The organism is Methylomonas sp. ZR1 (genome assembly GCF_013141865.1).
In the GTDB taxonomy this organism is placed as follows: domain Bacteria; phylum Pseudomonadota; class Gammaproteobacteria; order Methylococcales; family Methylomonadaceae; genus Methylomonas.
This window is the reverse complement of the sequence record NZ_RCST01000001.1, coordinates 2,860,046-2,872,700: the sequence shown is the minus strand read 5'-3', so window position 1 is coordinate 2,872,700 and position 12,655 is coordinate 2,860,046. Positions and strand designations below refer to the sequence as shown.

11 protein-coding genes are annotated in these 12,655 nt (G+C 49.5%); 6 read left to right on the top strand and 5 right to left on the bottom strand.

The genetic code is table 11. From position 1 onward, the window contains the following. Positions 1-6 precede the first annotated feature (6 nt). From DDY07_RS12905 to DDY07_RS12890, 4 genes are all read right to left on the bottom strand, one after another. Positions 7-351 carry a UPF0175 family protein gene (locus DDY07_RS12905; RefSeq protein WP_171696208.1) on the bottom strand — a complete coding sequence of 115 codons (345 nt, stop codon included), beginning with the start codon at positions 349-351 and terminating at the stop codon, positions 7-9. A gap of 148 nt (positions 352-499) precedes the next feature. Beyond that, on the bottom strand, positions 500-1,051 hold the full coding sequence (locus tag DDY07_RS12900) for a FlhC family transcriptional regulator (RefSeq protein ID WP_171696207.1): 552 nt from the start codon (positions 1,049-1,051) through the stop codon (positions 500-502). Then, positions 1,048-1,359 carry a flagellar transcriptional regulator FlhD gene (locus tag DDY07_RS12895; RefSeq protein WP_171696206.1) on the bottom strand — a complete coding sequence of 104 codons (312 nt, stop codon included), beginning with the start codon at positions 1,357-1,359 and terminating at the stop codon, positions 1,048-1,050. The genes DDY07_RS12900 and DDY07_RS12895 overlap by 4 nt, the downstream gene beginning before the upstream one ends. 18 nt (positions 1,360-1,377) lie before the next feature. Continuing rightward, complete coding sequence (locus DDY07_RS12890) at positions 1,378-2,025, bottom strand: transglycosylase SLT domain-containing protein (protein ID WP_171696205.1); 648 nt, start codon at positions 2,023-2,025, stop codon at positions 1,378-1,380. Positions 2,026-2,294: 269 nt separating this feature from the next. Between DDY07_RS12890 and DDY07_RS12885 the strand changes: the two genes are divergently transcribed. After that, a complete protein-coding gene (locus DDY07_RS12885) occupies positions 2,295-3,701 on the top strand; it encodes a Fic family protein (RefSeq protein ID WP_171696204.1) in 1,407 nt (468 codons plus the stop codon). A gap of 56 nt (positions 3,702-3,757) precedes the next feature. Here the strand turns inward: DDY07_RS12885 and DDY07_RS12880 are convergent, their stop codons facing one another. Then, on the bottom strand, positions 3,758-4,948 hold the full coding sequence (locus DDY07_RS12880) for a site-specific integrase (RefSeq protein WP_064031273.1): 1,191 nt from the start codon (positions 4,946-4,948) through the stop codon (positions 3,758-3,760). Between the two features lie 466 nt (positions 4,949-5,414). On the opposite strand from DDY07_RS12880, the gene DDY07_RS12875 reads away from it, so the two are divergent. The 5 genes from DDY07_RS12875 to DDY07_RS12855 all read left to right on the top strand — a co-directional run bounded on the left by DDY07_RS12875 (position 5,415) and on the right by DDY07_RS12855 (position 12,081). After that, positions 5,415-7,835 carry a DEAD/DEAH box helicase family protein gene (locus tag DDY07_RS12875; RefSeq protein ID WP_171696203.1) on the top strand — a complete coding sequence of 807 codons (2,421 nt, stop codon included), beginning with the start codon at positions 5,415-5,417 and terminating at the stop codon, positions 7,833-7,835. Then, entirely contained in the window at positions 7,832-8,950 is a 1,119-nt protein-coding gene (locus DDY07_RS12870) for a hypothetical protein (protein ID WP_171696202.1), read from the top strand. Before DDY07_RS12875 ends, DDY07_RS12870 begins: the two co-directional genes overlap by 4 nt. Before the next feature lie 8 nt (positions 8,951-8,958). After that, entirely contained in the window at positions 8,959-9,672 is a 714-nt protein-coding gene (locus tag DDY07_RS12865; protein WP_171696201.1) for a DUF3800 domain-containing protein, read from the top strand. 118 nt (positions 9,673-9,790) lie between these two features. After that, the gene (locus DDY07_RS12860) at positions 9,791-11,710 is read left to right on the top strand and encodes an N-6 DNA methylase (RefSeq protein WP_171696200.1); all 1,920 of its coding nucleotides are present in this window, start codon (positions 9,791-9,793) and stop codon (positions 11,708-11,710) included. A 182-nt stretch (positions 11,711-11,892) separates the two neighbouring features. Next, positions 11,893-12,081, top strand: coding sequence for a hypothetical protein (locus tag DDY07_RS12855; protein ID WP_033157922.1), 189 nt, complete (start codon positions 11,893-11,895; stop codon positions 12,079-12,081). Positions 12,082-12,655: the final 574 nt, after the last annotated feature.

Below are 12,655 nucleotides of genomic sequence, written 5' to 3'. Positions count from 1 at the left end.
CAGCGTTCAGGCTTGGTTTAGCCACTGGTCCAGGGTGTCTAAATCATCCCCAACTTCTTCGGCCGTTTGATCTATGACGGGGATACCCAAGCGGGAGACGTGCGCAATAAAATTGGCCAAAGGCATATCGGCCAGTTTGGCGGAGCGGGCAAGGGACAGGTTGCCGTCCTTGAAGAGTGCCGTTGCCAAGGCTTTACGCACACCCGGCATACCAATGATTTTGGCGGATTTGAGGCCAACCATTACGGCATCCGGTTCATTTCGGTTCATGACCAGAACCATATCCTCGTGGGCCATGCGCAAGGCTTCGCTGGGATTGTTCTTTAGACCACTGACATTGACAGTTTTCATAGTCTGGTTATATAGGAATATTGGATGGGTGGATTATAAGCCTATGAATGAAAATTGATGCAACAATGTGAAGTGGGATCGACCTGCCTTGACAACGAATCGACCGCTATGGGACTAAGTAACTAGGTCTGACTGTCCCTAGGATCAGTTACTCGTTGATCGCTATGGATTTAGGGATTTGGTTTAGCACGCACATTTGGCAGACCTGTTGGTATTTACAGCCATGAATAACCAAATAAGGTGTATGGCAGGTCGTACAGTAAGGTAGTTCAGCGAGACCGTCTTTCAGAGCCTCGATGATAATCCAGGCTTCATCGAAATTCGCAGGCCGTATGCGGCCAAACGGTCGGCGTTCTTGAATATGGTTTGGATAAAATGCACAAAAAGTGTCCCAGGCAAATACCATGGCATTTAGGTCTATTTCTGCTCTGATAGTGCCTGAGCAAGCGCTTCGATAGATTGAAGAAAATAGGGCCATGTAAAGAAACGACTCGCGTGACTGCGGCATTGCCATAATGCTGGGGACCAGTCCCGCCACTGGGCTTTCGCGGTGCATCGAAAAGTAAAGGTTACACAATTCTTTAGGGCGCAGGGTTTTGACGACCCGGCTGGCCAATTTGGTACGCAACTTTCGTTTCAGCAATTGATAGGCCCAATACTGATCTTTGAGTCGAGCAGCAAAAGGGCAATGGTCGCTCATGACTCTGGTGAAGGGGAGGACAAAAGCGTCAGGAGTTCGACAGTCCGTGCGGCGAGTGCATCGGGGTCTTCGGTTTTTTGGACGTTTAGGAATTGGCTCCATTTGTGGGGATTGAAACGGGGAACAAAGGTCAGGCAATCACTTCGAGCCAGGCTCTTTAATTGTTCGAGTGGCATCTTTCTGAGCAACGACACCGCTTCGGTCGTGAGGCCTAAGCAGAACATAGCTTTCTGTTCACTTTCGGAAAATATTAAGGACTGAGCAACGATGAGGTAGTCGAGATTGAGTTTGTAGAGATTTTCGTCCATTCTGCAATCCCCGATTAACTAAAGAATTCCTCGGATCTGATCGGCCAAAGCAATCACTTTCTGCCCATACTGGATGGCGGCTAGCTCGTTTTTCCAACTGTAATATCGGCCGATGCCATGCGCGAGATTGCCAGGCGCCGATTGGATGGCCTCGGAGAGTACGCTTGCGCCAATTTCGAGATTAGTGGTCGGTATCAAAAGTTGCTCAGGTTTCGCAACACGGTGACCATGCCATCGTAGATTCACTTGCATAATGCCAATATCGATATTGCGTTTACCTTGATCCATCAATTGATAAAGCAACGCTTCGGCTTCCTGCTGGCTGCCAGGAATAAAGGCGTTGCCAGCGTTATTGATGGCCCAGGGCGAAGGTATGACACGATTCTGTCCATCGTTTTTTCGTGACTCCGTGAGCGCAACGGCATAGAGAATGTAGGGGTCAATGCTATGTCTCCGAGCAACTTGGCCCCACAGCGTGTTCCGTAATGTGGTTTTTGAACCAGGAGACTGTTGGTTGCTGCTGTTTATTTGAACGGCTCCATCAGCCATTGATTCCATGGGTTGGCTGATGATGCAAAAGCCGACAAACATGCCAATCCGTATATGTTTAACAACGTTTTGAAATGGAAACTGAAGCTTAAGGTTTTTTGAAGGAATATTGCACATCGCAAGCTCGCCGTAATGGTCTTGATGCGAGTTTACGACGTTGCCAAAAATTCTATACGCTCGAAAAACCCCTCTTTTCGCGGTTTTTCGCTAGTCATCGGATTTTGGCCTTGCTTAGTCTTGCGGTCGGTACGGAGCGTGATGACTGGAGCGGGCTGAAGTTGGATTAAGTTTAATCGTGCAACCAAGATGTTTTTATGGCGCGATTTTTGGTTTAATGACATATTAAATGGCGCATTAAAACTAATCGCGACACAAAAAATGAAATCATGCCAAAAATAGTCCCATCAGAAGAGCTGGAACGAATCGAAAAGCTGATTGCTCAATATCCCGAAGGTATTGGCGCGAAAGACATTGCGCAATGGCTAGATTTCGAAATTAAGGGCCGCACTTTACAACGTCGATTGGCCACATTGGTGGCAGAGCGTCGCATTGTTAGCGAAGGCGATGGACGAGCACTGAAGTATAAAGTAGTAAAGCCTGGTACGGGTATCGCCACAGTTGATGGTGTGGATGACTCAAACCGGCATGGCGTTGACGAAGTTTACATTCCCATTTCGCCTGAAGGCGAAGAGATCAAGTTCTTTATTCGTCAACCACGAACTCAAAGGCCTCCCGTCAGCTACCAACCGGATTTCCTGGGGCAGTACTATCCAAACCACACCTATTACTTATCAGCTGGTTTACGCGAACAATTACATACCCTGGGCAGGTCGCCGTCTGAGCAAACCCCGGCAGGAACCTTTGCCCGTGACATTCTGAATCGCCTGCTCATCGACCTTTCTTGGGCTTCTTCCCGATTGGAAGGCAATACCTACAGTCGACTGGATACCGAACGCTTGATTGAATTCGGTCAGGCCGCTGACGGGAAGGATGTCATGGAAACCCAGATGATCCTCAATCACAAATCGGCCATTGAATATTTGGTACGCGATACCGAGCATGCCGGCGTCACAACTGAAACCATCGTTGCCTTACATGCTTTTTTATCGGATGGTTTGTTGGCAGATCCGATGAGTTGTGGCCGCCTGCGCAATCGGGCGGTCGATATCGGCGGCAGTGTCTATTTGCCGATTGCGATGCCGCAACGGATTGAGGAGTTGTTTGGGATTGTCATGACCATGGCGGCGGAAATCAACGATCCGTTTGAACAATCGTTTTTCCTGATGGTGAATTTGCCTTACTTGCAACCCTTCGAAGACGTCAACAAACGGGTTTCGCGGTTGGCGGCCAACATCCCGCTGATTCAACACAATCTCTGTCCACTGTCCTTTATCGATGTGCCTCAACAGGCTTACGTGGACGCGGTCCTCGGTGTCTATGAGCTTAATCGAATTGAATTGTTGAGAGATGTCTATATCTGGGCGTACGAGCGTTCATGCCAGCAATACGTGGCCGTAAAGCAGCAGCTCGTGCCGCCGGACATCGTTCGATTACGTTATCGAAACGAACTGGCTGAAGTGATACGAGCCATTGTCCGGGATGGACTGGAGACAGATGACGCATCGATCTTGGCTGGCACTCCGAATTCCGTGTCTCAGGACGACAAGCAGAAATTTATTATTTTGGTACAAAACGAACTCAAAACGTTACATGCGGGAAATGCTATCCGTTTCGGCTTGCGTCCTCTAGAGTTTTCGGTATGGCAGGAAAAAGGAACAAAATTCTGTGATTGAATTGAACCAACAAATAACTAAGGGCTAATTTTTTATTGATCTAATAAAAATCAACACTACGTGTTTTTATCTCCATTCAACTCGATTAAGTGGTTTTCCCATTTTAGTAAGGCGCTTCGTTTTTCCTGTAAATAATCATATCTATCATAATGTTTTGAGCTTACATCATTTAGAGCATGATTTTGTATCCTATCTCTGATGCTTTTTTCAATGCCAATTTCTCCCATACGAGTCTTTACTGTTCTTCTTAAATCTCTCGGGGTAAAAGTATCGATGCTGCTTATTCGCGTGATTGCGTGAGCCAAAGACGTTTTGTGTATCGGTTTTTCTTCGTTATATCGACTTGGAAAAAGATAATCAGAGTTTCCAGAATACGGCCATAATTTATCAAGTAATTTTTTAGCTAACGGAGTAATAGGTAATATCAGCCAGCGTTCGTTTTTCACTCGCTCTGGCGGGGCGCTCCAAATCATAGTGTCAAAATCAAACTCATGTTTCATTGCGCCGCAGAGCTCCCAAGATCGACAGCCATATAGCAGTAATAGTTTTGTAGCCAGATGGAATTGCTCAAGAAGGCATGTTTCGTTCCAAAGTACTTTTATTTCGGAAAATGATAATGCTCTTTCTCCAGCAACTTCCGCACTGGTATCTTTTGGAATTGCATCGACAGGGTTGGTTTGTATTTGAAAGGTAAAATCATTTGATAGGTTTTTGGGGTCGTTATCATGATAAACCCCTAATTCAAATGCTCTTCTTAAGTATGATCGAATCCGATTAGCTTGAACATTCGAGCCTCGCGAAATAATGGTGTGAAGTATTTTTCTTATATGGGCTGGCGTTACGTCTTTGGCTTGTAAGTCCAAAATGTCTTTACAGTTGTAATGAAGATCGGCCTCGACTTTTTCAAAAGTTCGCTTTCCTGAATCAACCATGTGCTTGATGTAGTAATCAAACAAATCGGCTACGCTACCAAGTCTCAGCTCAATGCGGGATTGTGGGTCAATCCCTCGATCGATCTCCCGTCTCAGTTCACGACACTTATCCCTTGCCTCAGATAGGCTAATCGATGGATACCGTCCTAGGCTTGCGAATTTTTGTTTACCATCTGGACCTGCATACTGAATAAAAAAGGTTACGCTTCCAGCTGGCGTCACTTTGACGCCAAAGCCTTTATCGGGCCCTTTTTCATAAAGTCTATATGCCGACGGTTTTGCCTTAAGTCCTTTGATCGATTTGTCAGTAAACATAATTTCGTGGTCACTTTGTGGTCACTTGAATTCCGCAACATAAGGTCACAGAATGAAACAACCAGGAACGGAAGATGTGATAAAGTTCAATATAATCGGGCATTTAGGAATGTTCTGCAACCTACAGAAATACATGGAAACATGGTCTTTAGCGACTGTTAATCACTAGGTCGGCGGTTCGAGCCCGTCCGGGGGAGCCAAATAAATTAAGGCCTCACATCTAAATGTGGGGCTTTTTTTTTGCCCGCGCCGGCCCTCCGCTGATCCGAGGGGCGTCTAGCTTCATCCAGTTCTGTCTATCTGATTCGAATATCCAAATTCGGTTTGGAATTAGATGAGCAACCCATTCAAGTTGAAATCGACCTACTGATAAAATCCAGGGCAAGGATTTTTTAATGGGTTTGATAGACTATTGCCCATCGGACGCCGTTTCCAATTAATTCTAAGATAGGGAAAGTCACCAAAAATGAGCTACAACGAAGCTGAAACCCGTTATTGGTTAATCGATCCCGTTCTGCGCGATAAAGGCTACGACGACGCCGGCAAGCTAAAATTGGAAACACCCGCACCGGTGGAAGCGATCGGCCACAAAGGCCGCAGACGCCCCGGCGGCGGTCGCACTGATTATCTACTTTGCGTACAAACGCCCGATGCCACCAAACCGCTCCCCGTCGGTGTGCTGGAAGCGAAAAAGGAAGAGGCCGACCCGCTGCAAGGCATGCAGCAAGCCAAGGCCTACGCGGAATGCAGTCGCTTTCATGTGCAATACGTATATGCCACCAACGGCCATCGTTATGGTGAGTTTGATAAAACTACCGGCTTGCAAACCGGGCCGCATGCGTTCAAAGAACACTTTCCAACGCACACCGCGCTAACCCAGCGCTACCTCAACGACACCGGCATCGACCTGCATAAACCGGAAGCGGCGCTGTTGTTCACCGCCGACAGCAAAGCCTATCCCAAGAGCCGCTATTACCAGGATGCCGCGATTCGCGCCGTGTTCGAGAAGATCCTGCATTGCGAACGGGCACTAAAGCCGTGTCGTGTTTTGCTGGCACTGGCCACCGGCGCGGGTAAAACGGTGATTGCCGCCAACTTGCTGTGGCGCCTGCAACAAGCCCAACGCCTGACCAAGCCGGCATTATTTTTGTGCGACCGCGACGAACTGCGCACCCAAGGCTATAACAAACTGAAAGCAGCCTTTGGCGATAGCGCCAGTATCGTCGAAACCGCCAGCGGACAAAACGCCGCCAAAAACGCCCGCGTGCATATCGCCACCTATCAAACCTTGGGTTTGGATGACGAAGAATCCGGCGCCAGCAGTTTTTTAACCGATCACTATCCGCCCGACGCCTTCAGCGTCATCATCATTGACGAATGCCATCGCTCCGCCTGGGGCCGTTGGTCGGAAGTCTTGCTGCGTAATCCTAACGCGGTGCAAATCGGCTTGACCGCCACGCCGCGCCAGTTGCGCGAATCCAAACAGCAAACCGCCGACGATGCCGCTATCACCGCCAACAATCTCAAATACTTCGGCGAACCGGTCTACGAATACACCTTGATTCAAGCGCAAGAAGACGGCTACCTCGCCGTCTGCGAAATCGTCAAACGCCAGGCCAGTATCGACAACATCAGCTATACCAAGCAACAAATACTCGACCTCAAACCCACCGACCTTCGCACCGGCAAACCCATTTGCGAGACGGATTTAAAAAAAGACCTCTACACCGCCAAAGACTTCGACGACGAAATCTTTATCGAACTGCGCACCCCAACCATGTGCGCAGACTTGTTCGAGCAACTCTGCCGCCACGGCGGCCCCGAGCAAAAAGTGATCATTTTCTGCACCCGCGACATTCATGCTGATCGCGTCGTGCAACAGATGAACAACCTGTACAGCCGATGGTGCAAACAGCACGGCAAAACCCCGAAAGACCTGTACGCCTTTAAATGCACCAACAAAGGCGGCCGCGACCTGATCCAGCCCATGCGCGGCTCCGGCGAACGCGCTTTCATCGCCTGCACGGTCGATCTGCTGGCAACCGGCGTCGACATCGAACGCCTCAATGCCGTGGTGTTCTTCCGCTACCTGGAATCCAGCATCTTGTTTTACCAAATGGTCGGACGCGGCACCCGCATCGACGAAGACACCCAAAAATACAAATTTTGGCTTTACGACTACACCGGCGTCACCGACTTATTCGGCACCGATTTCATCACCGCGAACAGCTCGGGCAAAAAGAAAAAATCGGGCGGCGATGATGAAGACGACGAGGACGGCGGCGGTGATGATGGCGATGGAGGACAAGGCCATCAACCCTCGGTAGCGGAGATCAAAGGCCAATACGTTAGCGTCACCCCGCAAGGCCGTTACATTCTGACCCGCCGCGATGGCCGCGACGTGCAAATCCCCAGCGACGAATACCGTCGGGAAATCCTGCTGCGCGTGGTCAGCGAAGCACGCGATCTCAACCAGTTTCGCCAATTGTGGATAGAAGCCAAAAAACGCCGGCAATTGATAGACCATCTGCTGGGGGACCATTACTCGCCGGAAGTACTGCGCGAACTGGAAGACATGCAGGATTTTGATTATTACGACATCTTCGCCCACCACGGCTACCGCGCCCAAGCCTTGAAGCAACCGCAACGCGGCCAGGCGTATATCGACAGCAATCAAGCCTGGTTCGACGCCATGCCAAGCGACAGCGCCATGGTGTTGCGCGGCTTCGGTCAGCAATTTGCGCTGGGCGGCACCGAAGCTTTGGAAACGCCGACGCTGTGGGACGTGCCCGAAATCCAGCAGGCGGGTGGTTTGGAGGCGTTGAAGAAACTGGGTAAACCGGTGGAGGTGATTTTGTTGGCTAAAGGAAGGTTGTTTGGGGTATGAACTTTTACTCAGTAAAACTTGGTGAAATTGCAATTCAGGAAAAAAACATCGTTTCACCTGAATCTGAAGATGCTTCTCTATTGCCATTCTTAGGTCTTGACCAAATTGAATCGCAGACTGGAAAAATTATTTCCTATGACTCTAAAAGCTCTGAAGGCAAAAGTACATCTTTTGCTTTTACCTCCAGTCATATCCTTTATGGTAAGTTGCGGCCATATCTCAATAAAGTGGCTACTCCAGAGCGAGATGGGCGCTGTTCAACCGAGATTATTCCGCTATTGCCGTATGGTGTTGACAGAGATTTTTTAGGTTTTCTTTTGCGTACTCAAGAAATTGTCTCGTTGGCAATGTCCGAGAAAACTGGATCACGGATGCCAAGAGCCGATATGGATGTGCTTTTGAATGCATACGTCGAAATTCCAAAAAATTTAGATGATCAAAAATGCCTTGCGGCCAAGCTCAAAACCCAACTCGCCGAAGTCGAAACCGCGCGGCAGGCTTTAGAAATTCAACAGCAAGAAATTGTCAAACTTGCCAATGCCTATATTCGCCAAAGCATCGAGCATTCCAAGGTTAGCGAATGCCCGTTAGGTGATGTTCTGGATGAAGTGAAAAAAGGCATTGGTGAACGTTGGGCCGATTACCCGGTATTGGGTGCAACCCGTGACGGCTTGGCCCCGGCCAAGGAGCCGCCGGGCAAACAACCGCAACGTTATAAACCGGTTTTCTCCGGCACCGTGTTTTACAATCCAATGCGTATCCTGATCGGCTCGATTGCCTTTGTCGATGACGGCGATCAACCCGGCATCACCAGCCCGGATTACGTGGCGTTGCAGGGCAAGCCGAGAATAGTCGACTCCCGCTGGTTTTATTACTGGCTACGTTCGCCTTACAGTGCGCAGTGCATCAATTCGCTGGCGCGCGGTGCAGTACGCGAACGGATGTTGTTCAACCGCTTAGCCGAAGGCACGATCCTGCTGCCGCCTTATGATGAACAATGCCGCGTTTCCAAGGCATTAGCGCAGTTGAAATCGGTCAAATCCGCTATTCAACAACAACTCGACGACCTGAATAAAATCCCGGAACGCCTGCTTGCTCAGGCCTTTTCAGCATAGTAACTATCATGCACCTTTGTTATTTCGACGAAAACAAGCACTCGCCCGACAATCCCTATTTTTTTATTGGCGGGCTGTTGATACCTGATAGCAAAGCACTGGAATTTGAAAAAACGTTAGCGCAAATTGCCTTTAATTTTTTCGGCTCCAGTTCATTGACAGTACATAACGAATTTCACGGCAAAGAGTTGTTTCATGGCAAGGGAATCGCCAAGGGGCGCAAGATGGAAGATCGGGTTCAGGTGTTTCGGGATGTCGCTAATTTTGTTACCTGCAATCAGATCCCGGTGCGCTTGGTGTGCATCAATGTAGATCGACACCGCAGTAAATATGCTTACCCCATGCCGGCTTACCGTTTGGGATTAATGCTTATTCTGGAGCGATATTGTGAGTATCTGGATAAGGTAGATGATTTAGGGCTGGTCTTTGGCGATTATGAAGCCGATGAAGTGACTAGCGCAGTCGTTGACTTTTCGGAATACAAATCACAAGGCAAAACCCCTATGTATTCCGGCAGGCCGCTGGGCCGTTTGTTGGATACCGTTTACTTCACTCATTCCCATCACAGCCGTTTTCTGCAAGTTGCTGATTTGCTGGTTTATATGGCCGGACGTTACGAGAATATGCAGAGCGCGCCGGATAAATGGCACGAAAAAGAAGTGGCGGCGGCGTGGGAAAAAATTAAGGCCAGCGGGAATGTGTATATTCAACGCTGGCCTTAGCAATTTGGAACGACCAGCCCCCTTGGGGTGAAACTCGCTTTTGGAACGAGTCATCTAGTCGCTGGAAGCATTATCAACAGATTTGGCTTGTCGAGCAAGTCAGAATTAAAAAACAAATATGGCAAAAGCTCTTAAAACCAAACAACCCAAAGCCATCGCCTCCACGCAATCGCTGTCGTCTTTCGTCAAAGCCATTTGCGATGTGATGCGCCGTTCCAATTGCGCCAGCGCTTTGCAGTACGTGCCGGAACTGACCTGGATTCTGTTTTTGCGCATTCTCGATGCCCAGGAGCAAAAAGCCCTGGAACAAGCGGAAGCCTTGGGCAACGACTATTCGCCGGCTTTGCGGGCGCCGTATCGCTGGCAGGATTGGGCGGCGCCGTATTCCGAGAAGCCGGACGCGCCGAAAACGCCGGAAGGTTATCGGTTTGGTTGGAAGCGGCAAGCCTTGTTCGAAGCCGGTGAAGGCAGTCTGTTCGATTTCATCAATAACCAATTGCTGCCGCATCTGCATCGGCTGGATGTCGATCCGCGTACTCAACTGCCTAACGCCGGCGCCAGCCCGAAGCAGCGCGTGATTGGCCGTATCATGACGGCGGTGGAAAAGGTGCGCGTGGATAGCGAAACCAATTTGTGCGACATTTTCGACAAGGTGCATGAAATCCATATCGATCATATCGACGACACCCATTTCTTTACCCTGTCGCAGGTCTACGAAGACTTGCTGCTGAAAATGGGCGAAAAGAACTCGGACGGCGGCCAGTTCTTCACGCCGCGCGAAGTGATTCGGGCGATGGTGAATGTGCTCGATCCGCAGCCGGGCGAAACGGTGTATGACCCGTGTTGCGGCACCGGCGGCTTTTTGGCGGTGACTTACGAGCATATCGCCTATCAACTAGGGCAATCGCCGGCCTCGACGGTGTTGGAAACGCTGAAGCACGATACGTTTTTCGGCCGGGAAAAGGAAAATCTGGTATTCCCCATCGCCTTAGCCAATCTGATTCTGCACGGCATCGACCAGCCCAATCTCTGGCACGGCAACACGCTGACCGGCAAGCAAACCTACGACGGTTTATTCGAGCAAGCGCCGACAACCTTTGATGTGATCCTGACCAATCCGCCGTTTGGCGGCAAGGAAGGCTCGGACGCGCAGAAAAACTACGATTTTGAAACCGGCTCCACGCAAGTGTTGTTTGTGCAGCATATTCTGGACGAATTGAAAGCGCCGCTGGACGGTAAGCCGGGCGGGCGCTGCGGTATCGTGCTGGACGAGGGTTTGCTGTTTCGCACCAACGAAAGCGCCTTCGTGGAAACCAAACGTAAATTGGTGGATGAATGCGATTTGTGGTGCATCGTTAGTTTGCCGGGTGGGGTGTTTTCCACCGCCGGCGCGGGTGTTAAAACCAACCTGCTGTTTTTCCGCAAAGGCAGCAAAACCGAGCGCATTTGGTATTACGATTTGTCGCAAGTCAAAGTCGGTAAAAAGTCGCCGATGACGTTGGCGCATTTCGGTTTTGATCGACACGGCGGCCTATTGAGCGATGCCGAATTGCCGTCCACACTGACCGCTGACTGGCTGGCGGTGGAAGAACATCAAGATAAGCTCTTCCCGTCGTTTGCCCGTTTGCTGGCGAAACACGGCACGCCGGAAGCCGACAGCGATTTTTCCTGGACGGTCGATTTCGCCGCCCGCCGCGCCAAAGCCCGCGCAGACCTACAGCCCTTTATCGACGAAGCCAACCGGCTAACCGAAGAACTGTTGCCGTTACGGGAAGCGTTGAAGGCATTGAAACGCGACAAAGCCGGCAAGGACAAAATCGCCGCCGCAGAAGATGCGATTAAAACCAAGGAAAAAGCCATCCGCGAAGCCCAGGCCAAAGCCAGCGACATCGACGCCGCCGTTTTCGACCTGAAAGCTGTGAATCCGCACGCCAAAGCCGTTATTGATACCCGTACCGTGCAACAGATTATCGACAACATCAATCATCAAGGCGAGATAGTCGCGCGGGCTATGGCGAATTTAGCAGCCATGATCTAACGCTGCGTCGTTCCGAATGCATGGTAATAACCTGGGTTTGTAACATCGAACGAAGGACTTATGCATTTTGCTCAAGTGCTAGGAATTCTTGTAAATGCTGTTGAACTCGCTTTTTGTCACATTGATGTCATAAGGTATTTGTAAGCTAAAGCTTCAAATAAATAAAAATATGAGTCAGGAAAATGAGCGAATTTTTCAACAAAAAGCCGATGGAGCTTTTGGAGATTGAACAAGTGGTTAACGAATTGATGGAAGACCTGAGCCACCCGGTGAATAACAAAAGACATCCTTACCATCGAGATTGTGTTCAAGCGTTTAATGATTTGATGGCACATGCGGACACTATTCGCCAGCACTGGGCTTCTCATTAGAACGATCTCAAAGCTCTACGGTCATCGGCCATGCTCACGCCAGAAGTAAAGCGCCCGGTTTTGGATTGGCTGGCGCGTAGGTATAGGATTACGCTAATGATTGTTGTAGATCAAAAAATCCTTTATTTTTAAGCCTATAGTGGCTGCGTCTTCACAGCACAATAGGTTCGGAAATACGATGACGGCAGAGCTGCAACTTAAACGTTACCATGTCTTTTTTGAAGATCTTACGCATCCTGGATTCGGTTGCCATCGCGATGAATCCGGCGTCGTAACGATCACGCTCCATCGATTACGCTTATCTATTTACGGTCGGACATTCAACCGCCGTTGGAAGTAATCTCTAAATAGCGCGCTGAACAGCCTCTGCCGCATTCTGTAGAGGCCATGGCGTGTTGCAGTTCTTGAATCGTGGTCTTTAGGGCTTTCAGTTAATGGTTTTGACTGGCTTAGCCATCCCAACTTTTCCGGTAGTAGTCATTGGCATTTGGCCTGAATCGATTTTGCCGTGGGCCGACACCTGTTCGTCTAATTTTCAATGTTGACTATAATTTCCAGCGATTCCAGTTCAGTT